The 23,441-nt window shown below is 58.0% G+C and carries 24 protein-coding genes and 1 pseudogene; 17 read left to right on the top strand and 8 right to left on the bottom strand.

Annotation, left to right across the window (positions count from 1 at the left end; genetic code table 11):
* Nucleotides 1–31 precede the first annotated feature (31 nt).
* From ACFSKT_RS16450 to ACFSKT_RS16440, 3 genes are all read left to right on the top strand, one after another.
* Nucleotides 32–574 carry a hypothetical protein gene (locus ACFSKT_RS16450; RefSeq protein WP_377717971.1) on the top strand — a complete coding sequence of 181 codons (543 nt, stop codon included), beginning with the start codon at nucleotides 32–34 and terminating at the stop codon, nucleotides 572–574.
* 21 nt (nucleotides 575–595) lie between these two features.
* Nucleotides 596–1,213, top strand: a complete 618-nt coding sequence (locus ACFSKT_RS16445; RefSeq protein ID WP_377717970.1) for a YdeI/OmpD-associated family protein — start codon at nucleotides 596–598, stop codon at nucleotides 1,211–1,213.
* Nucleotides 1,214–1,325: 112 nt separating this feature from the next.
* Nucleotides 1,326–2,336 carry an LLM class flavin-dependent oxidoreductase gene (locus ACFSKT_RS16440; RefSeq protein WP_377717969.1) on the top strand — a complete coding sequence of 337 codons (1,011 nt, stop codon included), beginning with the start codon at nucleotides 1,326–1,328 and terminating at the stop codon, nucleotides 2,334–2,336.
* A gap of 155 nt (nucleotides 2,337–2,491) precedes the next feature.
* On the opposite strand, the gene ACFSKT_RS16435 is transcribed toward ACFSKT_RS16440, so the two are convergent.
* Both ACFSKT_RS16435 and ACFSKT_RS16430 read right to left on the bottom strand, forming a co-directional pair.
* Entirely contained in the window at nucleotides 2,492–3,310 is an 819-nt protein-coding gene (locus ACFSKT_RS16435; RefSeq protein ID WP_377717968.1) for a DUF3221 domain-containing protein, read from the bottom strand.
* A 20-nt stretch (nucleotides 3,311–3,330) separates the two neighbouring features.
* Nucleotides 3,331–4,242: a hypothetical protein gene (locus ACFSKT_RS16430; RefSeq protein WP_377717967.1), complete on the bottom strand. Its 912-nt coding sequence runs from the start codon at nucleotides 4,240–4,242 to the stop codon at nucleotides 3,331–3,333.
* Between the two features lie 272 nt (nucleotides 4,243–4,514).
* Here ACFSKT_RS16430 and ACFSKT_RS16425 point away from each other — a divergent pair, with 272 nt between their 5' ends.
* Nucleotides 4,515–4,817 (top strand): DUF2325 domain-containing protein, encoded by a 303-nt coding sequence (locus ACFSKT_RS16425; protein WP_377717966.1) that lies wholly within the window; start codon nucleotides 4,515–4,517, stop codon nucleotides 4,815–4,817.
* Between the two features lie 257 nt (nucleotides 4,818–5,074).
* On the opposite strand, the gene ACFSKT_RS16420 is transcribed toward ACFSKT_RS16425, so the two are convergent.
* Nucleotides 5,075–6,622, bottom strand: a complete 1,548-nt coding sequence (locus tag ACFSKT_RS16420; RefSeq protein WP_377717965.1) for an alkaline phosphatase family protein — start codon at nucleotides 6,620–6,622, stop codon at nucleotides 5,075–5,077.
* A 318-nt stretch (nucleotides 6,623–6,940) separates the two neighbouring features.
* Between ACFSKT_RS16420 and ACFSKT_RS16415 the strand changes: the two genes are divergently transcribed.
* Nucleotides 6,941–7,672, top strand: coding sequence for a ZIP family metal transporter (locus ACFSKT_RS16415; RefSeq protein WP_377717964.1), 732 nt, complete (start codon nucleotides 6,941–6,943; stop codon nucleotides 7,670–7,672).
* A gap of 89 nt (nucleotides 7,673–7,761) precedes the next feature.
* On the opposite strand, the gene ACFSKT_RS16410 is transcribed toward ACFSKT_RS16415, so the two are convergent.
* A complete protein-coding gene (locus ACFSKT_RS16410; protein ID WP_377717988.1) occupies nucleotides 7,762–8,655 on the bottom strand; it encodes a LysR family transcriptional regulator in 894 nt (297 codons plus the stop codon).
* A gap of 18 nt (nucleotides 8,656–8,673) precedes the next feature.
* Entirely contained in the window at nucleotides 8,674–8,847 is a 174-nt protein-coding gene (locus ACFSKT_RS16405) for a hypothetical protein (RefSeq protein WP_377717963.1), read from the bottom strand.
* Between the two features lie 340 nt (nucleotides 8,848–9,187).
* On the opposite strand from ACFSKT_RS16405, the gene ACFSKT_RS16400 reads away from it, so the two are divergent.
* From ACFSKT_RS16400 to ACFSKT_RS16350, 11 genes and pseudogenes are all read left to right on the top strand, one after another.
* Nucleotides 9,188–9,994: a GNAT family N-acetyltransferase gene (locus ACFSKT_RS16400; protein WP_377717962.1), complete on the top strand. Its 807-nt coding sequence runs from the start codon at nucleotides 9,188–9,190 to the stop codon at nucleotides 9,992–9,994.
* A gap of 160 nt (nucleotides 9,995–10,154) precedes the next feature.
* Nucleotides 10,155–10,853, top strand: coding sequence for a response regulator transcription factor (locus tag ACFSKT_RS16395; RefSeq protein ID WP_377717961.1), 699 nt, complete (start codon nucleotides 10,155–10,157; stop codon nucleotides 10,851–10,853).
* Nucleotides 10,850–12,136 (top strand): sensor histidine kinase, encoded by a 1,287-nt coding sequence (locus ACFSKT_RS16390; RefSeq protein WP_377717960.1) that lies wholly within the window; start codon nucleotides 10,850–10,852, stop codon nucleotides 12,134–12,136. Before ACFSKT_RS16395 ends, ACFSKT_RS16390 begins: the two co-directional genes overlap by 4 nt.
* A gap of 215 nt (nucleotides 12,137–12,351) precedes the next feature.
* Nucleotides 12,352–13,047: an ABC transporter ATP-binding protein gene (locus ACFSKT_RS16385; protein WP_377717959.1), complete on the top strand. Its 696-nt coding sequence runs from the start codon at nucleotides 12,352–12,354 to the stop codon at nucleotides 13,045–13,047.
* Nucleotides 13,044–14,219 (top strand): annotated as a pseudogene (locus tag ACFSKT_RS16380) (FtsX-like permease family protein); the annotation flags it as partial. The gene ACFSKT_RS16385 and the pseudogene ACFSKT_RS16380, both read left to right, overlap by 4 nt.
* Before the next feature lie 1,230 nt (nucleotides 14,220–15,449).
* Nucleotides 15,450–15,803 (top strand): FtsX-like permease family protein, encoded by a 354-nt coding sequence (locus ACFSKT_RS16375; protein ID WP_377717987.1) that lies wholly within the window; start codon nucleotides 15,450–15,452, stop codon nucleotides 15,801–15,803.
* 433 nt (nucleotides 15,804–16,236) lie between these two features.
* The gene (locus ACFSKT_RS16370; RefSeq protein ID WP_377717958.1) at nucleotides 16,237–16,386 is read left to right on the top strand and encodes a thioredoxin domain-containing protein; all 150 of its coding nucleotides are present in this window, start codon (nucleotides 16,237–16,239) and stop codon (nucleotides 16,384–16,386) included.
* On the top strand, nucleotides 16,386–16,793 hold the full coding sequence (locus ACFSKT_RS16365) for a DUF6941 family protein (protein WP_377717957.1): 408 nt from the start codon (nucleotides 16,386–16,388) through the stop codon (nucleotides 16,791–16,793). The genes ACFSKT_RS16370 and ACFSKT_RS16365 overlap by 1 nt, the downstream gene beginning before the upstream one ends.
* A gap of 23 nt (nucleotides 16,794–16,816) precedes the next feature.
* Complete coding sequence (locus ACFSKT_RS16360) at nucleotides 16,817–16,972, top strand: hypothetical protein (RefSeq protein ID WP_377717956.1); 156 nt, start codon at nucleotides 16,817–16,819, stop codon at nucleotides 16,970–16,972.
* Nucleotides 16,973–17,317 (top strand): MauE/DoxX family redox-associated membrane protein, encoded by a 345-nt coding sequence (locus ACFSKT_RS16355; protein WP_377717986.1) that lies wholly within the window; start codon nucleotides 16,973–16,975, stop codon nucleotides 17,315–17,317. It begins immediately after the preceding gene.
* A complete protein-coding gene (locus tag ACFSKT_RS16350) occupies nucleotides 17,310–17,768 on the top strand; it encodes a hypothetical protein (RefSeq protein ID WP_377717955.1) in 459 nt (152 codons plus the stop codon). The genes ACFSKT_RS16355 and ACFSKT_RS16350 overlap by 8 nt, the downstream gene beginning before the upstream one ends.
* A 217-nt stretch (nucleotides 17,769–17,985) precedes the next feature.
* Here ACFSKT_RS16350 and ACFSKT_RS16345 read toward each other — a convergent pair whose 3' ends face one another.
* Nucleotides 17,986–19,011: a FecCD family ABC transporter permease gene (locus tag ACFSKT_RS16345; RefSeq protein ID WP_377717954.1), complete on the bottom strand. Its 1,026-nt coding sequence runs from the start codon at nucleotides 19,009–19,011 to the stop codon at nucleotides 17,986–17,988.
* Nucleotides 19,011–20,048: a FecCD family ABC transporter permease gene (locus tag ACFSKT_RS16340; protein WP_377717953.1), complete on the bottom strand. Its 1,038-nt coding sequence runs from the start codon at nucleotides 20,046–20,048 to the stop codon at nucleotides 19,011–19,013. The genes ACFSKT_RS16345 and ACFSKT_RS16340 overlap by 1 nt, the downstream gene beginning before the upstream one ends.
* A gap of 144 nt (nucleotides 20,049–20,192) precedes the next feature.
* On the opposite strand from ACFSKT_RS16340, the gene ACFSKT_RS16335 reads away from it, so the two are divergent.
* The gene (locus ACFSKT_RS16335; RefSeq protein WP_377717952.1) at nucleotides 20,193–21,245 is read left to right on the top strand and encodes an iron-hydroxamate ABC transporter substrate-binding protein; all 1,053 of its coding nucleotides are present in this window, start codon (nucleotides 20,193–20,195) and stop codon (nucleotides 21,243–21,245) included.
* A gap of 500 nt (nucleotides 21,246–21,745) precedes the next feature.
* Here the strand turns inward: ACFSKT_RS16335 and ACFSKT_RS16330 are convergent, their stop codons facing one another.
* The gene (locus ACFSKT_RS16330; protein WP_377717951.1) at nucleotides 21,746–23,413 is read right to left on the bottom strand and encodes a response regulator transcription factor; all 1,668 of its coding nucleotides are present in this window, start codon (nucleotides 23,411–23,413) and stop codon (nucleotides 21,746–21,748) included.
* Nucleotides 23,414–23,441: the final 28 nt, after the last annotated feature.

Raw genomic sequence — 23,441 nt, 5'->3', positions numbered from 1 at the left:
AAGGGCCGATGCGGGAAAGCGGAGGAATGAAATGATGACGACGTTGCGCCAACAATTTGAAGAAGCGGGGATTGCCCTGCGAAAAGAGGTGCCGGCGGATATCCGGGAAGCGGCGGATACGATCGACGACGCGGAGACGCTGCTGATCGTCATGGGGGGCACCGTAGAGGAAGGCGTGCCGATGTCGGACCAGATCTGGCATTTCGACATGGCCAGTATCCACGGGCCGGGCGATTACGCGGCCATCGCGGCAGAGCTGTGCCGGCTATCGGGCGGCGCGCTGGCGATTACGGATATCGCCGACGAGTTCGATGCGAAGAACGAACGCGCGTATCTGTCGTTTACCTACCAAGAACAGCGGCATATGTGGGAGTTCGCGGTGGATGGCGATTGGACCGACACGAACATCTTCGTCGGGTTCGAGCATCTGCTAGCGCAGGCCGGCACGGGACTTCGGTTCACGTGCTATGCGTGGGAAGGCTCGGACGGACTGATCGGCTGCGCGACGCCAGAGCAGGTCGAGCGGATCGCGGAGCTGACGGGCGTCCGCTTCGAGTGGCTGATCGCGGATTAAGTCGTCCAAGGAGGGCTCGCCATGGCGCGTCAAGACGAAGGAGAACCGATATTTTTCGAATCGCCCGCCGCGTTCCGGCAGTGGCTGGCCGACAATCATGAGCGCCAGCGCGTGCAGTGGGTCGGGTATTACAAGCGGGGGACCGGCAAGCCGACCATGACGTGGCCGGAATCCGTCGACGAAGCGCTCTGCTTGGGCTGGATCGACGGGCTGCGCAAAAGCATCGACGCCGAGCGGTACATGATCCGCTTCACGCCGCGCAAGCCAGACAGCATCTGGAGCGCGGTCAACATGAAGCGGGTAGCGGAGCTGACGGAGGAAGGGCGCATGCGGCCGGAGGGGCTTCGGGCGTACGAGCTGCGCAAGGAGGCGAAGTCTTCCATCTACGCGCATGAGCAGGACAAGCCGGCCTCGCTGACGGAGGAAGAGGAACGGTTGTTCCGCGCCAGCGACCACGCGTGGACGCAGTTCGAGCAGATGGCGGCTTCATACCGGAAAATGGCGCTGTGGTGGGTATCCGGCGCCAAACGGGAGGCAACGCGGAGCAAGCGGCTGGCGGAGCTGATCGAAGCGTCCGGCCGAGGCGGGAAGCTTGCGCACCTTCAGTGGGGGAGCAAGAAGAAGGATTCGGCTGAGTAGCGACAGAGGCGTCCGATTAGGCCAATCGATAGATTTTTGTGCGAAAGTTATATATACTTTATTTTCGTGAGTGATATGTAACGTTGTCAACGAAGATGGAGGTGCAATGGCCATGCTGCGCTTGAGCGTATTGGATCAAACGCCCGTGCCGGAGGGCAAATCGGCGGCGGAAGCACTGCAGGATACGATTGAATTGGCGAAACTGACGGAGAGGCTCGGCTACCACAGATTCTGGATGTCGGAGCATCATAGCACGAAGGGGCTCGGACATTCGTCGCCGGAGGTCATGATCGCGGCGGTTGCGGCCCATACGTCGACGATTCGCGTCGGCTCGGGCGGCGTCATGCTGCCGCATTACAGCGCGTACAAGGTGGCCGAGAACTTCCGGCTGCTGGAGGCGCTCTATCCGGGGCGGATCGATCTCGGGCTCGGGCGTGCGCCCGGCGGCATGCCGGTCGCGACCCGCGCGCTGCAGGAAGGGCGGATGGGCGGCATCGATCGCTACCCGCAGCAGGTCGACGATCTGCTGCATTATTTCGATATCGTGCCGCAGGAGAACCATCGCTTCCCGGGCTTGATCGCCTCGCCGGTTATCGGGGCGGCGCCCGAGATCTGGCTGCTGGGCTCGAGCGGCGACAGCGCGGGTCTGGCCGCGGAGAAGGGCGTCTCCTTCTCGTTCGCGCAATTCATTAACGGCGCCGGCGGGGCGTATGCGGTGAAGGCGTATCGCGATCACTTCCAGCCGAACGTCTCGGGTGGGGAATCGCAGGCGATGGTGAGCATATTCGCCGTGTGCGCCGAGACGGACGAGGAAGCGGAACGGCTGGCGTCGAGCTTCGACTACCAGTTCCTGCAGCTCGAGCAGGGCCGTCTGTCCGAGGGCGTCGTGCCGCCGGAGAAGGCGCTGGCGTATCCGTACACCGCGGTCGAAATGATGCGGGTGCGCGAGAACCGCAAACGGATCGTCGTCGGCTCGCCGGAGACGGTCAAGTACGAGCTGCTGCGGTTGGCGGACGCGTACGGGACGAGCGAGATGATGGTCGCCACGATCGTCTACGATTTTGAGGCGAAGCGCCGTTCCTACGAGCTGCTGGCGGAAGCGTTCCGCTTGCAAGGCGCGTAACATCTTTATGGAGCCAAACAAAAGAGCCGTCTCAAAAGGGAAGTACGTGACTACTACCTTAAGATGGCCTCCACATGCACAAAAAATGGCGTTACAGGGTCTTATCCCTGTGACGCCATTTGCTATTCTCAGGCCACTTTTTGCCGTTTGCAGGCTTAGGATGACGGATTGGCCGGCTCGGGCACGATCGCGATTCGGCGAATGACGCCCTGAGCGGGGAACGAATCTTGGATCATGCCGGTCGTCCAGATGTGAACGGACTGGCCGATCTGCAGGGCGTCGAATCGAACCGCTGCCCCCTGCTCGTCGACGAGAACCGACCGTTCCTCGAACGAGAACCAGTAGTTCGGCTCCGCCGAGCCTTGTTCCTGTACAAGAATCCGCGAACCTTTCGCGTCTACTTCGGCAATGGTCGCCTTGATTTCGGGCTCGCCCAGCGGCGCTACTTGAATGTCGGCGATCTCCTTGCCGACGATCTTCTCAATCCGGGCCACGCTGTCCGCGGCTTCCTCGGGCAGGGTGATGTCCAGCCGGTTACCGATGATGTCGATGCTCGTGCCATAGATCCCAAGCTCGTTATCGGGATCGGCGTCATGAAGCTTCTGCTGCGCTTCCTCCAACTGTCCGATGGAGAAATCGACGTCGTGCAGGGCATAGGAGCCGGACGTAAAACGCACGGCAAACTGCCGCTCGATGTCCTCGTCCAACCCGACCACGTTGATATGAACTTTCCCGCCGTCAAGATAGATGTCGCCGTTCTTGAAGCTGGTCTCCGCGAGGAACGATTGGACCTTCTCCGGATCCGCGGGGACCGGAGAAGGGGCTTGAGTCTGGCCCCCGGCCGAACCCGAGGTCGATTGGCCGGGCTTATCGCCTTCGACGGACGTCTCGCCGCCGGTTGACGACTTGGCGCCGCAGCCCGCGAGCAGTACGCCTGCCAACAGGACGGCCGCGCATGCGCGTACGATTCTCATTGCGTTATTCCTCCCGCAGCTTACTCTTTGGCAATCGTGTTCAGCGACGCGAACGCGTGCGGGCCGAAGCCATCGGACGCTTCGCCGACCGGCATCGTCACGTTGAATTGATACCCGATGCCGTCGATGTCCTTCACGATCACTTCCTTCGTCTCCTTATTGGAGCTGGCCAGCAGGAACAGATCGGCATCGCGCATCGTCGAGTTGATCTCGTCGCCCTTCAGCTCGCGCACCTCGCCGATCTTGGCCAGGGCAGCTTCGGCTTCTTTCCGGAGCATATCCAGGTTGTAATCGACGGGGAATTGAACGATTTCGACCTTGTAATCCGGGAAACTCTTCATCGACAGCGTGCCAGACTTCGCATCGAAGTTGAACAACTCGTCGAAGATGTACAGCGAGTAGCCTTCCCCATGCGCCAGCTTGGCGGTCTTCTGTTCCTTATTGCCCTCGATTTCGAGCGTCAGCTCGGTCGTCTCCGGGCGTACCGCGCCGCCTTCCGTGCCGCCGACTGAGCTGGATTCCGCTTTCTCGATTTTGGTCAGCACCCGCTGCTTCGCCGTCGCGTCGCCTTCGATGGCCATCTCTTGATACTCGAATGTGACGGGATCTTTCTCCTGCAGCTGATCGAGGACGGCCGGATCGATCGATTCGCCCAGCTGGAAGGCGATCGGGCCGTCCGGCGTCTCGATTTCGATCGTATGCGAATCGGCTGCGCCGTTGTATGTGCCGGTTCCTTGCAGGATGGGATTGTCGGCCGGCGCCGGATCGGTTACGCCGCTCGCGTTGCCGGGCGGAGTTCCTTCGTTATTCGTGGTGGCATTGCCGCTGTCGGGCTGATTGTTCGCGCTATTGCCGCCGTTGTTGCATGCCGCGAGCGACACGGCCAGCACGGCTGTCATCAGGATGGCTGCCAGTTGTTTGGGTTTGTTCATCGTTAAGCACCTCCAATGGTATAAACGAAGCGGCGGGGGGAATAGTTGCAGGCTAGGTTGGGGCTGGGCAGAACCAAACTCCAAACACCGCCATGTTTCTATTCTTACCCCATTCTGATCCGCGGCTGGTCGGGCTTTCGCCCTTGCAAAAAAATAGGCGGTAGGCTCGTTCTTTTTCCGACTAATTCGATTGACATTTACGTATATTGGTTTAAGATGGAAGTAACCCTGCAGGGACATTCGAATTATAACCATGAACGGGAGGCGTAATGATGAGCAAAACACGGGTCGCGATTATCGGCGGAAGCCAGACGGATACGTTCAAGAAGCTCGGCGACAAGCTGGGGTTCATCGTGGAGCATCATGACGGGAAGACCGGCGGCGGATCGGTGGAAAGCTATTTTCAGCGGATTATCAACAAGGCGGACGTCATCATCATTCTGCGCGGGGCGATCAAGCATACGTCGATGTGGGCGGTGCGCGAGCTGGCAGAGAAGAAAGGGAAGAAGATCGATTATCATGACGGCTTCGGCGCGACCGGCGCGCTTGAGAAGGCGCTGCGCCTCGTTGGGTAACGGGTGGCGATGACACCGGCAACGGGAGCATGGCGCACGCTGGCGAAGGATGCGAAGACGCGTCTCGGCCGGTTGGTTAACTTGGCTTGGGGCGACCGGCGGGCTTGTTCGGCGTCAACCGTTCACGAACCGACAGAAGACTAACACCCCACGCGGGGATCACGATGAAGAGGCTGGTGGCCGTAATTATACCTTGTATGCAGCAATAGACCCTATCCCGGGCAAGACGGGATGAGGGTCTATTTGAGCTTAGTCTTCTATTTCAACCCGACCGCCTTGCCATCGAGATTCCAGGACGTCTGCACCGGTACGCCCAGATGCTTGAGCGCCGTCACCATGACGTCGGTCTGATTCGTCGCCGCGCTGATCGGGCCTTTGGCCGCGGCATCGCCGCTTGCGATGAAGAAGATCGTGCGCTCCTCGGCGCTGCTGCCGCCGTGACTGGTGCCTTTGCCGCCATGGTCGGTCGACAACAGAATCAGCCAATCCTCCTGCGCGTACGTGGCGCGGTTCTTGATTGCGCTGACGATCGTGCCGATCTGGCCGTCGACCGTCTGGAAGGCGCTCAGATATTGCGGAACCGCAGGACCGAATCCGTACGAATGGCCGGCATGGTCAACGTCGTCGAATTGAAGGAACAGGAAGTCGGGATTGCCGTTCTGCAGCAGATTGACGGTCTCGGTGACGACGGCTGCGTCGGTCGCGACGTTCTTCTCCAGATCGATGCCGTCGACGAGCGACGTGTTGATCGGCGACCAATGCACGATGGAAGCGGTGGACAAGGCGGATTGGTGCTGCTCGGCGCGCTTCATGAGCGACGGATATTGCGTGAAATTGGCGTTCGTCCACGAATTGTCCGTCACGCCGTGCTTGGCGTACCAGACGCCGTTATGCAGCGTGGACCAGCCGGTCGCGCTCCAGGTATAATTCGAGTTCGCATTGGCCGTCCACGTGTAGGCGCCGCTGGCGACGAGCGCGTCGATGGCCGGCGTGTTGGCTGCTTGGAGCGCATCCGGGCGCGCCCCGTCAATGCCGATGACGAGGACTTTCTTCTTCTTCGGCAGCGCCGGCGCGGATTGGTACAGCGCAGCGATCTCGTCTGCGGACAGCTCGCGCTTGAACAGTTGGAACTCGTCGAGCTTGGCATTCAGCGCGTAGCCGTACGACCCCGTGCCGTCCTGCGCGACGTTCGTATTGTACGTCGTGTCGATGCTGCCCTGCTTGGCCGAGATGCTGACCGTGTTGACCAGCTGACCGTCCTTGTAAAATTTCGCCGATCCGTCGCGGTTGTGCGTCACGGCGATATAGTGCCAGGCGTCGTCAGCGACGCCGGAGATCGTCACATCCGTGCGCGTTTGGCCAGCAGGTGTATAGTTCCATTTGATCGAGCCGTTAGACTGCAGCGATAGGATCCAGCCGGCGTTCGCCCCGGAGTTCCAGTTCTTGTTGCCGATAATGACGGGATCGCCGGTTACGCCGGACGATTGAATCCAGAAGGCGACCGTGTAGTCCGTCGAGGCGCCGAACGTCGTGCTGGCCGTCTTGCCGAGATTGAGGTATTGCCCGGCGGCGGTGAACGAGATCGCGCTGCCGACGCGCCCTGCAACATAGGAAGGCGAACCGCTTGCGGTAACCGGCGTCTGGGTCGCGGAGGAATCGGACGCGCTGCCCTCGAATTTCAAGTGGAGGGTCGCATCGGTCGGGACGGCAGCCGCGGCCGATGCCGGTTGGAAGGCTGCGTGGGCAGGCAGCGTCAGCATGGCGGCGAGCAAAGCCGCGGTGGAAAGGCGAAGCGTTTTGTTCATCATTTTCTCTCCTTTGAATAGTAAATTCGCAACGTAATCCATCTTTAAATAATGTTTTATCTTGAATTCTTATGTATTTTCGTTGCTTATTGGGTATCATACCTGCCTTTGATTATCGGATTGTAAGCTTCGCGTGAAGAGATCGTGTAGACCGTTTGGCGGTATTTTGGAGCGGGTATGCATGGAAAGGGTTGGAGGGAACATAATTCTATGGGAGAATAGGTGAAGCGCGGCTGGAAGGCGCTCGCTGACGCTCCCCGGCCCGTTCGCTGTATATCGCACCTTGTCTTCATGAACATCAGAAAGGAGTTCGGAGCATTGGAAGCAGCTCTTATCGGAAGTTTCATCTCCGCGATGGCGACCGTCCTCGGCGCCGCCCCGATCTTCTTCATTCGCAAACTATCGGAGAAGTGGAAGGATATTCTCATCGCGTTTACAGCCGGCATTATGGTCTCGGCCTCCACGTTCGGCCTAATGCCGCAGGCAATCGAAGAATCGGGCATTCTGGCGCTGACGATCGGCATCGCGCTGGGCATTTTCATCCTGGACATGATCGAGAAGAACATTCCCCACGTGGACGCTTGGGAAGGCAGTCGGATGAGCTCGTTCGATAGCAAGTCGCTGCTGGTCATCATCGCCCTCTTTATTCACAATATTCCCGAAGGGCTCAGCACCGGGTTTAGCTATGCGAGCGAGGACGCGGGACTCGGTCCGCTCGTGGCGATCTCGATCGGCGCGCAAAATATGCCGGAGGGTCTCATTCTGGCCGTGTTCTTGATCAATTCCAAGGTGAGCAAGCTGAAGTCGCTGATCATTGTCACGCTGACCGGTCTCATGGAAGCGGTGGCCGCGGCGGCCGGCTACGGGCTGGCCAGCTACGTCGAGAATTTGATCGGCGTCGGGCTCGCTTTCGCAGCCGGGGCGATGATGTTCATCGTGTATAAGGAGCTCATACCGGAAAGCCATGGCCATGGCTTCGAGCGCTCGTCGACGTATTCGTTCATCGGCGGTTTGCTGGCGATGGTGTACATTACTTACTGGTTCGGATGAGTTTGGAAGACTTCATGCATACCGCCGGCATTCAAAAAGCCGTCCCCGTCATGCGCGCGCATGGAGCGGGGACGGCTTTTGCCGTTTGCTTACGTCGTCTTCTGGCCTTGTTCCCGCACCAGTTCGATAAAGTGACGGGTGACGGGATCGAGCCATTTGCGTTTATGGTGGATAATTTGAGTGTAGAACGTAATGTCAGGGTGCCGGAACGCGAGCGGCACGAGCCTGCCTTCGTCGAGCTCCCGGCTGACGGCGATGTGGGGCATGAGACCGATGCCGAGGCCGAAGCCGACGCACTGCTTGATCGCTTCGAGCGAGCCGAATTCGTTGTGGATATGGTAATCGACGCCGTGCTTGGCAAGCAGGCGCTCGAAAGCACAGCGATAGACGCAGTTTTTCTCGGTGGCGATGTAGGACTGCCCGAACAGCTCCGCGACCTCCAGCCGTTCTTGGCCGTGCAGCGCATGACCCGGCGCGGAGACGAGCACGAGCGGCTCTTCGCGCACGATAATAGGGGTCAGATCGTCATCGTCGTACGGGAAATCCAGCGTGACGCCGACGTCCAGCTCGCCGCTTTTGACGCCCTGCATGACCTGCTGCTCGCTTAGGGGCCGTACCTGCAAATTAATATGCGGATAACACTGCCGGAAGCGGTGGAAGACCGGCGGAAGGAAGAAGGCGACCATCGACTCGATCGTGCCGATGATCAGATTGCCTTTCGTCTGCCGGGAGAGGACATGCTTGGAATCGTCGTACAGCGTCAAGATTTGCCCGAAAATCGCATGAAGCTGCTCGCCGGCCGAGGTCAGCCGCATGGAGCGGCCGAACCGTTCGAACAGGACGACGCCGTATTCATTCTCGAGTTTCTGGATGTGGCTCGTTACGCTGGATTGCACATAACCGAGGTTTTCCGCGGCCTTCGTGAAGCTGTGGCAGCGGGCGACCTCCATGAACGTTTTCAAATACGTGAAGTCCACTTGCATCACCGCCGTACGTCGTCGTTAAAGGATTTTGGAGAAAAGCCGGGTGAAGGGAAGATAGGAAGCAAGCACACGGGTACGCGTCTTGAAGTTGTGCGCGAACTCGCCGCGCTTGCGCATGAGCTCGAGCTTCCGTTCCACTTCTCGGCGTTCGTATTCCCATAGTTTATAGGCTAAATATTCCTCGTTCAACATCTTTTTGGCCCCCTCTTTCGAAAGTGGTGGTGCAGCGGCCGATCGGGTGCGCGTTGCGAGCAATGGGGCAGATTGCATATCGATTTGTCCGTCGTTCGGGCCGCTTACAAATTTGGTGATGTCATCGTACCATCGGATCGGCGGAGAGCGTTATCCATAGTTTTGAATGGATGAAATCGGAAAAACCGATGGAAACGCTTACGAAACGAAGAACATCTTGACGGCTTATCAGGAAGGATTTAACATATTGCTAATTTCAGGAGAAGCGGCATGACTAACGGCGATGCGAGCGCAGCGAGGGTGCCGAAAGAACTCAGATCGGAATGGGGAGGAGTGCGGGATGCTGGAGACGTTCGCTTCGTCGGAGGACGTATTGACCGGACGGTTTCTGAAGGACGAGGTCGCGTATAATTTGCTGCACCTCATTGCGGGTTCGGAGACATCCGTTCGATGGATGGCGCCGAGCGGGTCGCTCATCTATGCGCAGACGCCCGGATTTAACGGCTGGTTGTGGGGCGATCAAGACAGCGGGGAGCTGGAGGAGCAGCTGGCCGCCTTGGCGGACGCGATCGCCCAAGGCGATCCGCCGCCCGGCGTCACGGGCGAGGCGCGCATTGCGGAGCGATTCGCCAAGCTGTACGCAGCGCGAACCGGGGGAAGCTATCGGCACTATATGAGCATGGAGGCGTACAGCTGTCCGATAGCGAAGCCGCCGGCCGGCGTGCCGGGCTATGCGCGTTCGGCGGTGTGGGACGACGTCGATACGGTCGCCCGGTGGCTGGTCGGGTTCGTCGCGGACGCCTTCGGCCGCAAGTCCGATGCGGAGAGCCAGCGGCCGACGGCGGAATCGCTCATTCGCCGCGGCGAGCTCTACCTATGGATGACGGACGACGAGCCGGTCGCCATGGCGAACATCGCGCATCGCTCCCCCCGGCACGCGCGGCTGAACTCCGTCTACACGCAGCCGGATCGTCGGGGACGGGGCTACGCCAGCGCCGTCGTGGGCGAGCTGTGCAGCCTGCTCGAGATGGAGGGACTGACGCCGACGCTCTACGCGGACGTCGCCAATCCGGCTTCCAACAAGGTGTACCGAAACGTGGGGTTCGTCTCCTGCGGGCAGGTGGTGGAGCTAAAGTTTGAGGCATGATTAAGAAGACGGTTGAAAGATTGAGTAAGCGGAAACATCAATTTGGCGCGTGTCGTTCCCTGATGAAACTGCTTGACGAACAATCTCCTAGGGTTTACCATAAAAAGGATTATGTGTGAAGTAGTTTGTAAGCCTTTTGTAACCCGGGGTGATAGAGAACTTGAGTTGTTCGATTGTTTGGGTAGAGGACGAAATGAAGATTCTCGAGAATGGCATGGACTATTTAAAAAAAGAAGGGTTTCAGGTAAAGGGCTTTCGCTCGTTTGAAGAAGCGATGACGCTGCTTCGGCAGGAGCCTGCCGATATCGTCATTCTGGATTGGCTTCTGCCCGGTATATCTGGTCTCGACGCTTGCAAATGGATCGTAAACGGGCCGGGAATACCCGTTATCATGGTCACGGCCAAAAGCGACGAGTTCGATAAAGTGCTGGCGCTTGAAATAGGGGCGGACGACTATATGGCCAAGCCATTCGGCATGAGGGAGCTGGTTGCCAGGATTCGCACTGTTCTGCGGCGCAGCAAGAAGGAGGCGGCGGCCGTTCCTTCCTCGGACCGAATCCAGTTTCTTAATTTGTCGATTGATTTGCATAAGCACGAGGCCCGTATCGATGACGCGCTCGTTCCGCTTACGGCAACCGAATTCAAGCTGCTTACGGTTCTGGCGTCCGCTCAAGGCCGAGTTTTTACCCGCAGCCAGCTAATTGAAAGCTGTATGGGCATTTCTTATTTCGGATATGAGCGGACGCTCGACTCGCATATTCGCAATTTGCGAAAGAAAATCGAGCCGGAATCCGCCAGGCCAGTTTTCATCCATACCGTATATTCCGTGGGGTATAAGTTCGGAGAAGCAAGCAAATGAGCCGCATGTACGTCATGCCGACTGTATGGTTTGCCATCCTCGTCGGGGTGATCGCATTCCCCTACTTTTATTGGAAGGAAAATCAGGTCGCCAGCAGGACTTCAATAGCGCTCCAAGCGTTATGGGACAGCTCGCTCTATCATTACTATCATACCAATCGAAGCTGGAGCGGCATTGAGCCATGGTTCGAAGAGCTTGTCAGCGTGCAACCGGCGCGGATCGAAGCTTTTCAGCTGTCGAATCGCACGGGGAGCCGGATTTACCGCGCCCGCTACGTTGCAACCGGACATGCCTTTCAGTTGGAAAATCGGCCGATTCTCCATGAGGGAGCGATCGTCGGCTACTACGACATTGCCTGGGCGCATAAAGAGCCCTACATCTCAGCGTTTCGCTCGTCGCTGAAGGTTGGCGCGCTGTCCGGCGCGGGCTTCTTCGCTATCCTTTATCGCTTTCGGCGGCGACAGGCGGCGCAAAGCCGCGCCGTCAACGACATTTTTGCCGCCATGCTGGACCGGGGACAAATTCCCGACGAGCAGCAGTTCAGCTCGGTGGCCGACCCGGCTATTCGCGCGAATTTGCGCAAGGCCATCGAGCATATGAACAAGCTGGAGGTTGTGCGCAGAAGGATGGTAGCGGATTTCTCCCACGAGCTGCGGACGCCGATCAGCTTGATGCGCATGAAACTCGAATCCGCGCTGGAAAAGCAAACGCCGGTCGATATTGAAAGTACATACAGCATTCTCGAAGAGGTATACAGGATGTCCAAGCTCGTGCAGGATCTCCAACAATTATCGCTGGCGGAAACCGGAAACTTGTCTTTGCAAAAGCGATGGATCAATATCTGCGAGCTGGTGGAGGATACGGTGGACTTGCTGCTGCCCGGCGCAGAGGGCAAGGAGCTCACGCTCGAATTCGAAGCCGGCAGGAAGCTGCTCGTTTATGTCGACCCCGACAGGTATCAGCAGGTGCTTATCAACTTGCTGGGCAACGCGATTCGCCATAGCAGGCTCCGTCTGAAGCTGCGGGTTTGGCATGAGAATTCGCTTTTCATAATAGAAGTGGAAGACGACGGCGTGGGGATCGAGGAGGAAGAGCTGGAGCATATTTTCGAGCGGTTCTACCGCAGTTCGGCATCGCCCGAGCGGGATAAGGGACGCGGTATGGGCCTTGGTCTGGCGATTGCGAGAAGTTTGGTTTTGGCGCACGGGGGGACGATTCAGGTACGGAGCAAATATGGCGAAGGCTCGATTTTTCGGGTGGCGACGGCAATTTTCCGGGAATAACATACTGGTTGCAAGGCTTAGGCCATTCGTTTGGATCGTCCAGACGAATGGCTGTTTTTTTGCCGAGATCCGAAATGAAACGCGCTTCCCCGCCTACAGAACCGCAAACGCGCGGAAATGCACAACTTCTGCACATTTTATTAATAAGATCTGCTAATCCATCTGCTAATATAAACGTGTAAGGAAAATCCAAGCAAACGAGGGGGGAACTTCAAATGATTAAAATTCAGAATCTGCACAAAACCCATGGTAGCGGAGATGCCTCTGTCAAGGCGTTGAAGGATATAAACCTCACGATAGAAAAGGGGGAAATGGTCTCGATCATGGGGCCCTCCGGTTGCGGTAAAACGACGTTGCTCCAAGTGCTGTCGGGAATCGACCGGATGGATAGCGGCGAGGTCTGGATGGATGAAACGCCGATCCATCGTTTGAACGATAAGCAGTTGTCGGACTTTCGGCTTCATCATATGGGATTCATATTCCAAGCCTATCATTTGATTCCCGTATTGTCTGCGCTGGAGAATGCTATGCTGCCGATACTCGCCCGCGGGGAGCCGTTGAAATCAGCCCAGGCCAAAGCGGCGTCGGCGCTCCGGCAGGTCGGCCTGGAGGCGAAAATGGACCGGCTTCCGGCCGAAATGTCCGGCGGACAAAATCAACGCGTAGCCATCGCCAGGGCGATAGCCGGCGCTCCGCGCGTCATATGGGCCGACGAACCGACAGGAGCGCTGGACAGCGAATCGTCCGAGCAAATCGTTGGGCTGCTGGGGATGCTCAATCAGACGATGAATACGACGATCGTGATGGTGACGCATGACGCCAACGTGGCCAAGGCGAGCTCCCGGACGATTATGATGAGCAACGGGAGGATCGTGAAGAGCTACGAAATTCTCGGAGGAACACGCTCATGATGCGTTCGCGAATCATTTGGAAAATGGCGCTTCACTATCTGCTCAGACAGTGGAAGCAAACGGTATGGTCGATCTTGGGCGGCAGTATCGCGGCAGTGCTGATCGGATTGTCGTTCTCCTTCTATCACTCGTTGGATGAGAGCGGGAAGGTCTACTTGAACGAGCATTTCGGTCGCATCGGCTGGGAACTGACTCCCGACGAAACGGCTCAACGGGCGTTTAATCCGCCGCAAATTGCAGAAATCGCCGCCAATCTGGATAAGGTGAGCATCCGACTGCTGCCTATCTTGCGAGGGGATGTCCAGTTGCGGACGGAGAATGGCGCCGAGCCGCAATTGATTTCGCACATTCAATTGATTGGCCTGGATGCGGAGCAGGCGGCTGCTTTTGAGCCGCACCAATCCAGATGGGGGATGCCGTTAAACGAGGACGATCTTGTGCTGGATAAGGATACCGCGGCCCGGTACGGCATTACGGAAGGACAGACCCTGACGGTCATTGGCCCGAAGAATGAAGAATCGCTGTTTCGGGTTCATTTGACCAAGCCCGACGGCATTACGGGTTATCGGCGGGGGACGAGCGAAGGGACGGCAATCGTGGCGATCACCGCCGCGCGGCGGGTGTTGAACCAGCCGGAGGAAACGTTCACCTCGATTTTGGCGGCGAGTCAATATGAGAACAGCAACAACGTGTTTCCGGTGTCGCTCTCTAAGGGGATGTTCAAGGTCGAGAACACGAAAGGAGAAGCCGAGCAGCAAATTCGAAGCCTGCGCAGCTCCTACGGGATCATCTATATGCTGCTTGCCAGCGTCGCGATATTGGCCGGGCTGTTGCTTCTGCTGCAGCTGCTGCTGATGCAATCGCAATCACGCGCTCAATATTACGGCATACTGCGGGCTTTGGGCTTGTCGCGCGGACAAATCAGAAACGTGTTTGTCGTCGAGGCGTTTATGCTGACGCTCTTCCAAGCCGGATTCGGTGTTCTGCTCGGCTCGATGGGCGGACTTGGTCTGGTCCGGTTGTACAACGCGCATTACGGGGACATGCTTAAGCGGATGTCCGGCTATTCGATTCCGATCGAGCCGCATTTTTCATGGTTATGGATAGGGGTCGCCATGGGGGTCATCTTGGTTGTGCAAGTATCGGCTACGTTCATAACCGGCTGGCTAGTGGGCAAACGCGAAATTTTGGAACTGCTCGGCCGTTCGAGCGCGAGAACGGGAAACAGCCGGGGGCAAATCTGGTTGCGCAGGCTGCTGGATGCGACCGCGTTCGCGTGCATTCTTCTGCATCTTTATTATGCGTTTACCGATGCCGGCACCAACTTGCTGCAAAGCCCATGGTTCGCGTGGGTGGATCTCGTCTGGTTGTTCGCTTGCCTGGCTGCATTATGGCTGGTCGTGCGGACGATGAACAAATGGATTGCCGGGCTCGCTATCATCGGCAAGCGGCTGGGGCTGCCGGAAATCGCCTTGTTTATGTCTGCCCGCTATCCGAAGCAAAATCTGAAGCAGACGTACGTGGTATCCCTCCTGTTCGCTTTAATCGTGCTTATTATTAGCGCTTCGATATTTATTACGGAAAATCAAAGCCAATATGACGATATCGATAAAACCAACCAGACCATATTGGGCTACGGAGGACAGGTCCCGTATCGGGCGACAACGGACCGTGAGATATATGAGACGCTGTTAGCCGAAAATAAAACGCTGGCCGCCTCGATCGAAGCGGCGGTGGATGTACAAACCTACCAAATCAATACGGCCGCCAAAGCGTTGCCGAACACGTTTATTCCGGTCACGACGGATTTGATCGACCATGCCCGTCTGCCGCTGCTGGCTAGAGATGGCGCGTTTGCGACCGATCAAGCGGCATGGGAAGCGGTCAGCTCTCGAGAGGACGCCGTTATTCTGGACGAACGGTTTATGAAGGATTCGACGGTGCGTTTGAGCCATGCGGCAGACCGCGTCTACGAGCTGGGTCAGCAGGTGAAGCTGCCCATCTATGCGAACAAGCTGCGTTCGGCAGCCGAGGAATGGACGCCTGTGGCGGAGAAGACCCTCACGGTCATCGGATTTGTCAAAACCAGCACCGAAAAAACCCTCTATAACCAATTTTACAATGGCACCTACGTCAGTCCGAAGGTGTTCGAGGAGTTGCGCAAATACGGATATTCCTCAAGCGAGTTCCCTTACTCGGGATACTACTTGCTCAAATTCGATTACCGGAACGTCGAGGAAGCCAAGGCGATTGAAGATGCCTTCATCCATGCGGGGATAAAGGAAATTGCGATTCCTTACCTGCAAAACGGCTCCAAGAACTTCATGAACAAGCAAATGATCCAAGTGTTTATCGGGTTCATGGTGTTCACGGCGCTGGTAGCCGTCTGCGGACTGGCAATCGTGCAAATTCGCGCGGTGCAAATCCGAGCCAAGCAGATCGCGATGATGCGCTGCCTGGGTATCCAGGACGGGCATATCGTCAAGATGTTTCTGCTGGAAGGGTTCTTTATCAGCGGCGCCGGCATCATCATCGGGGCTATACTCGGATCGACAGGGGGTTACATGTATCTGAGTGTAATCAGACAAAGCGCGATCTCCGCCCATTTAAACGCGCTTCCCTACCAGTATCCGTTTCTGAAAATCGGTCTTGCCGTCGTGATGATCGGTGTGCTGGCCGGATTGATGAACGGTTTCCCTTCCCGTAACATTACGAAGGTCGCGCCAGGCGAAGCGATGAAAGACTCGCTTGGCTAGCGAGCTCGTATGATTTATTGGAGGAATGAACAATGTCTTGCCCAACAGGAAGCCACTCTGCCGAAACGATTTACGGATCTACCGGCTGCACATCCCAACGCGATTGCCATCCTTACATCCCATTTTGGGGAGGCAACTCCTCGTACACCCAGATATACGACAGATGCGTATCGGATAAAGACAACAGCACGGTAGGCGACTACTATCGCGAAACGAGCTACTCGGGCTGCTGCTAGTCTATTAAGTCACGGATAAAACCGACTAAACCTATAAAAATTGTGGGGACATTGATTTTATTCCTTGTCTGTCCGAAATTCAGCAGGCGCATGGACTGGATCTAATGCTGTTTTCCACAGGCGACGATATGGATCACCAAGAGATGGCGACGTTTTTTGAATGGACTTTCCCCGTCATTTCCATGGAGGCATCCGCCATGGAGGAAATCTATAATGTAAGCTATTTGCCATATGCGATGCTCGTCGACGCTTCCGGCAAGGTTTTGAATAAAGGTGCGGTATATAACAAGGAGGATTTTGATTTTCTTATGCACAAAAGCTTGGCTGCGGTAGGAGGGAGTGCGTAATGGAAGCATCGTTGATCGTATGCGATGGCGGGGAGTTTTTGCCTGAAGCCGGCACTCACCGTTTGGGGGAAGTCGTTAATCGACTGTCGATCCCGACCGTTCCGTATGTCGTGCCGTTGTTCACGCTCGCCAAATTGTCCTACATCGCTCCAGATCTACAGCACAGTGTTAAGATTACCGCTTATACAGACGACGGAGAGCCGATATCCGCTTCCGAAACAAGAATCGTCCGCAATCAGCGAAGCGCCAATCAAGTGCCGGGCGTCGATATCAGCTTCAAGCATCACATCGTCTTTTATAAAGAAGGGGTTCATACCTTCCAGCTGGCGATTGACGACGAGCTTAAAGTCCGCTATCCCCTGACCGTCTGCATTGCGGGGGAAACGGCGGGCGCCGATGCAAGGTAAGGACAGAGCGGGGGCTGCCTGACATGAAAATATTGGATCTGAGTATCTCGTTTCTATTTCTACTGTCGTTCTATATGAAGCATAAGGACCGGATAAGCCTGCGCTACGAAATTGCTTCTTATCATTGGCGTTTAGGCAAAGCGGCGCCATGGCTGGTCTACGTTCTGCTGCTGGCCTAGCTGAGTATCGCCTGGTCGTTTTGGCTCCCCTATTTTATCGTTGGAAAGGCGGCGGCAGCGATTGCCCTGCTTGCCGTATTTTCTATCTCGCTGCACTACAAGCGCGTGAAGAACGGGGCGAAGAGCTGTAGCTGCTTTGGCCAAATGGAATGGCTGAACCGAATGCCGTTTGCGCGAAATTGTGCCATCGCCGTGCTGGTCGTCCTGACCACCGTGCTTCACTTTTGGTTGCCGCAATCGGCGGTGACGTTGTCCGATATCGCCGCAACCGCGACGGTTATCGTCGGCCTGGATATCGCCGTGACGACTCGACAGTTTAAAGGATGGAAGAAAGCGCATGGTTAACTTGCTGGCAAGTCTCTTGTTCTTATTGATTTGTTCCAGAATTACCGAAAGAATTGCCGTCAACCGCCACAGCCAGCTGATGCGGCAAGTGGAGCAGGCATACGAGGCCGGATCCGGGTCGCGTCCGGAGCGGGTTGTCGTACTGTCGCATACGCATGCCGACATGGAAGCGATCGACAAGCTGCTTGGCGGCTCGGCGGTTCCGGCTTGCGCGGTTGTTTTCTTTGCGCCGTCCTGGCTGTTGCAGGCGAGACGAAAAAAATGGTCGGGTCATCTCATCCTGGACGGACAAGCCGATGAGGCGCTTTGCATGTTGAAGCGACAAGAAGGCGCATATTTTTCCGATGCCGCCGGAGACTGGCGCTTCACCAAGGAAATCGCGGTCTTTTTGAGCGAAAGCCGATTAAATGTGAAGGGCGAGGCTAACTTGGCGAGCAGCGAGTTGATTTGACCGTTAAATGTGAGGAGAATGCTCGTCTTGCAAAATCCGAGCCCTAATGAGACAAATGCGTCCGAGCATAAAAAAGGGGACTTCCCCCCGGTTGGAGAAGTTATTTTGGTTACCAAACCAAATAACGACGGGAGAAGTCTCTTTTGTATTTCTGTTTCCTCGGGGAACGCAAAATGCTTGCATCAAAAGCCGATCATTGGCGGTTCCCGTATACCGGCTACGCTTTACGCAGCAGCAAATAGACGAAATACGACCCGCCCAGTATGGAGACGACCAGTCCGACCGGCACCTCCATCGGCGCGAGGATGACGCGTCCGAGCGTATCGGCAGCCAGCAGCAGCAGCGCGCCGATCCCGGCCGTCACCGGTAGCACTTGGGCATGGCCGGCGCCGACGAGCCGCTTGGCGATATGCGGCGCGATCAGGCCGAGGAACGTGATGCCGCCGCCCGCCGCGACGCAGGCGCCCGCCAAGGCGACGGCGATGATCGCGATCCGGCGGCGTTCCCGCTCCACCGGAAGGCCTACGCTCGTGGCGCTCGCTTCGTTCAGTCTTAGCAGGTCGAGCGGTCTGGATTTATACCAGGCGAGCGGCAGCAGGACGAGGATCCAAGGCAGCAGCGCGCCGACGAAGAGCCAGTTCGTGCCCCAGATCGTGCCGGACAGCCAGATGATCGCTTTCATGAAGTCGACCGGCTCCATTTTCATCTGGAAAATGATTAGGCCCGAGCCGAACGCGGCGTTGATGCCGATGCCGACGAGGAGCAGCCGCACGGGCGTCACCTTGCCGCGCTTCCAAGACAGCGCGTAGATGAGGAAGGCGGCGAGAAACGCGCCCGCCAGCGCAATAGCCGGCATCAGGAAGACCGAGGCCCATCCGTTCAGGAACGTCGTGCCTTGGAAGAAGAACATATAGATGACGACCGCGAAGCCGGCGCCGGAGTTGATGCCGAGAATGCCGGGGTCCGCCAGGTCGTTATTGGAAATCCCCTGCAGGAGCGCGCCGGAGACGGCGATGCCCATGCCGATCAGAATCGCCAGCGCGATGCGGGGCAGCCTGAATTGGAACAGCGTCAGCTCGTTCTCCGGCGTGCCGCCGCCCAGCAGCGTGGCGATCACGTCGCCGAGCGGAATCCGGATTTGGCCGGCGTTCACGCTGATCGCGGCCATGACGATCGTCAGAAGGAACAGCAGGAGGAGCAGCAGCCGGAACCGATTGGCCGGATTCATCCAACGCGTGCGCATTACAGCCCCCTCCCTTCGCGGCGGGCGAGATAGAGGAAGAATGGCACGCCGATGAGCGAGGTGATGGCGCCGAGCGGCGTCTCGAACGGCGGGTTGACGAGCCGTCCGGCCATGTCGGCCACGATCAGCAGCGCGCCGCCGAGCACGGCCGAATATGGCACGATCCAGCGGTAGTCCTGCCCGATCAGCAGGCGCGTAATATGCGGAATGACGAGTCCGACGAAGGCGATCATGCCGACGACCGATACGGCCGCGCCGGTCAGCACCAGCACCGTCACCGTGCCCATGAGCCGGACGAGCCCGACGCGCTGGCCCAGATTACGAGCGATATCGTCGCCGAGGCTGAGGATCGTCACCGAACGCGCGATCAGCAGCGCCAGCACGAGCCCGACTGCGATGAACGGAACGGCGAAATATACATGCTGCGGCTGTACGCCGGAGACGCTCCCCGCGAACCAGTAGCTCAAGTTCTTGGAGACGTTGAACCGCAAGGCGATAACGGTCGACAGCGAGCTGAGCAGGGAGGCGATCGCCGAGCCGGCCAGCGCCAGCTTGACCGGCGTCATGCCGCCACGGGCCATCGCCGCGGCGCCGAAGACGAGCGCGGTGCCGATGCCGGCGCCGACGAACGAGAACGTCATCATGCCTTTATAGGAGATCGCGGGCATGACGGCCAGCGCGATGGCGATGAGGAACGTCGAGCCTGCCGTCACGCCCATCGTCGAGGGCGAAGCGAGCGGGTTGTTGGTCAAGCCTTGCATGATCGCCCCGGCGACGGCAAGGGCGGCGCCGACGGCGACCGCGGCGATGGCGCGGGGCAGACGGAGCTCCCGGACGATGACGTGCGCGGGATTGTCCGGGTCATAAGCGAACAGCGCCCGGCCGACGTCCCGGAAGCTCAAATTGGACGCTCCCAGATGGATCGAGGCCATCACGAGAAGAAATAGTCCCCCTGCGAAAAGCAGCAGCAAGCTTGCGCTGAAGAGCGGGTTGCGGCCGGCGGGAGCAGGCGCGGGGGCGGAGTGCGCGGTAGTCATGTTGGAATTAATCCCCTTAACAATAAATGTAAGTAATGAAAAGTAACTTGACTTTCATGGCATAAACGATTTAAATGATGATAATGAGAATCGTTATCATGGTTTTTCGACATTTATTCTAACATACTTTTAGGGGGATTTACATTGTTTCATGTCATCAACAAGAAAAACATGCTGCAGCTGATCGGAATCGGCGCGTTCGCCGTTGTCCTGGCGGGATGCGGCCAAGAGAATAACAACCAAGCGGCGGAGCAGCCAACCAATCAGGCGGCGGAGCAAACGCAAAATAACGGCGCTAGCGGCGCAGGCAATGCGGCTGCGAACAACGCTGCTACCAATAACGCGGCGGCGGAAGGGGAAGCGAGAACGCTGACCGACGCCATGGGCAATCAAGTAAACGTGCCGGCGAACCCGCAGCGCGTCATCGCGAGTTATCTTGAGGACAACCTGGTGGCCCTTGGCATCAAGCCAATCGCGCAGTGGAGCGTCAAAGACGGCAAGAGCGTCCAAGGCTACCTGCAAAAAGAGCTGAGCGGCATCCCGACGATCCCGCACGATCTGCCGTTCGAGGCGGTGCAAGGCTTCAGCCCGGACCTGATCATCATGGATTCGGCGAGCATGGTGGAAGGCGGCAAATACGCGCAGTACAATCAAATCGCGCCGACGTACGTCATCGGCACGGAAGTGAACAACGACTGGCGCGACGAGCTGACGCGCGTCGGACAAGTGTTCGGCAAGGAAGAAGAGGCAAAGAAAGCGCTGGCCGATTACGACGCGAAGGCGGCCGAGGCGAAAAAGACGATCGCGGACAAGGTCGGCAATCCGTCCGCGGCGGCGATCTGGCTGGTCGGCGGCAAGTTCTTCATGGTAAGCGAGACGCTATCCAGCGGCGCCGTCATGTACGGCGACCTCGGTCTGAAAGTGCCGGCCGTCGTCAAGGAAATCTCCGCGAGCGCAACGGGCAACTGGAGCGAAATCTCGCTCGAGAAGCTGGTCGAGCTCGACGCTGACCACCTGTTCCTGGTGAACAGCGAAGGCGAAGGCGCCGCTGCGCTGAGCGACGCGCTCTGGAAGAGCATCCCTGCGGTGAAAGCAGGTCAAGTATACGAGTTCGGTCCGGATCAGAGCTGGTTGTACACGGGTGCGATCGCCAACTCGCAGATGATCGACAATATTCTGAAGAGCATCGTGAAATAGTTCGAATCGTGTACATGAACGTCAAAAAGCCATCGCTTCGCAGCGGTGGCTTCTTGGCGTTTTAGTGCTGTTTAGGAAACGATGATTGAGACTTGTCGGTCGATAACGTATAGCGTGTCCGCGAAAGCGGACGAAAGCGAAGGTCAGCACGAAGCCGTATCAAGCGCATATCCCCTGCGGGATACCACCCCGAGGCAAGGCGTAACGAACGAGTCACGCTGATTAGCAGAGTCCAGAGGGTGCTAAGCCCTTTGGTACCCCTCGGCGGAGGGGGAAGGGGGAGGGGAGGGGACTCGCGTATGAAGCTTTGTCCGCAAGGACAAGAGCGTGCCCAGCTCCGAACCTTCCGCTTACTACGAACAATAGTCTCAGCACGAAGCGCGGGAGTCCAGAGGGCAGGGCCCTATGGAGCCTCCTCGGCGGAGGAGGTGGGAGGAGGGATGACGATCACGGCGCGCCCGCGCGAAAGGGGGAGTCCAGAGGGCAGAGCCCTTTGCCCCCTACACCCCGATTTTGTTCCGGTACTCCTGCGGCGTCAGCCCATAATGCTTCTTGAACAGCTGGATGAAATAACTCGGTTTCTGGTAGCCGAGCATGACCGAGATCTCGTAAATTTTGTCCGGCGACTGGGCGAGCAGCGTGGCCGCCTTCTCCATGCGCACGCGCAGCATGTATTCGCTGATGCCTTCGCCCGTCTCGAGTTTGTAGATCTTCGAGAGGTAGGAGGGGTTCAGGAAGACGTTGGCCGAGATCGTGTGGAGCGACGCCGTGTCCAGATGCTGCTGAATGTACTCCTGCACCTGCCGGATGATCGCGGAGCGGGAATCCTGCTCGACGCTGCTGACCGATCGGCGGTAGCTGGCAACGACGCGCGCCGTCCAGCTGCGCAGCTCCTCGACGGTGTCCATCGGACGGCCGCTCGCCACCGCATAGAAGTCGTCGCCGATCGTGTCCGCCAGCCACTTCTTATTCTTGTGAATGAGCGCGGCGATGGAAGCGGCGATCGAGAAATAGGTCTCCAGAATATGCTCTTGGGACGCCTGCCACTGCTCCTCCAGCTCGCGGAAGATCGCCTCCAGCTTCTCCTCGGCTGCCTCCCAATTCCCGATCTCCAGCAGCGCGCCAATGCCCGGCGACCGGTACAACTCGCCCAGCTGCTGCGCCTCGCCGCGCGTCGGCTCCTTGGCGAGCGAGACGAACAGCTCGGTATCGCGGCCGATAAAATGGCGGAAGTTCGCCAGCGAAGATTGGTACATCGACCCGATCTCGTCCGGGAAGGCGCCGCCCTTGCTGGTGAGCACGGAGATGCCGACGCGCAAATACGACTTGGCCGCGTGCTGCAGCTGGAACGCGCGGCTCTCGATCCAATCGTCGAGCGGCTGTCCGGATGCTTCGATGGAAGCCAGGAGGGGAGGCGTACCCGCTTGGCCATTAGACCCGAGCGTCGTCTTCTCGGCCAGCAAGCAAACGATGAACCCGTGCGCGTCCTTGCAGGTCCACACCTCCATCCGGTCCCCGAACAGCTCGGTCGCCATATTCGTCAGCGCATAGTCGATCAGCGCCTCGCTCTGCGCGTCATAACGCTGCGCCGTGTCGTCGATCCGCAGCAGCATCAGGTGCGAAGGGGCGCCGAGCGCAAGCGGCACCTCGTACATGTCCAGTTTGCGGGTGAGCTGGGCGGCCGTCGGGGCTTTGCCGGTAATGAGATCGAGCAGCAGATACTCCCGCAGCTTCGGGAGCTGCTCGCGGAGCGCGTACATCGCCCGCTGCGTCGAGGCGATGTCCTGCCACTCCTTCTCCAGATCCTCCAGCGCCTTGCGTACCGCTTGCATCAGCTCCTCGTCGGCGACGGGCTTCAGCAGGTAATCGCTGGACTTCAGCTGCAGCGCCTGCTTCGTATATTCGAAATCCGCGTAGCCCGTCAGGAGGATGCACTTCGTATGCTTCCACGTCTTCTTGATCTCCGCGATCAGCTCCAGCCCCGACATGCCCGGCATGCGGATGTCCGTGACGACGACGTCGATCGAATGCTCGCGCATCAATTCCAGCGCTTCCCTTCCGGAGTAGGCTTTGTGCACGACGTCGACGCCGATCGTCTCCCAGGGCAGCATATCCGCCAAATCGTCGGCCAGTACCGACTGATCGTCGATAATAAGCAGTTGGTGCATGTTGCGTCACGTCCCTCATCGTTGAATT

It is taken from the genome of Paenibacillus xanthanilyticus (genome assembly GCF_042682185.1).
In the GTDB taxonomy this organism is placed as follows: domain Bacteria; phylum Bacillota; class Bacilli; order Paenibacillales; family Paenibacillaceae; genus Paenibacillus_Z; species Paenibacillus_Z xanthanilyticus.
Note: the sequence above shows the minus strand (reverse complement) of the source record. Positions and strands in the feature narration are given on the sequence as shown.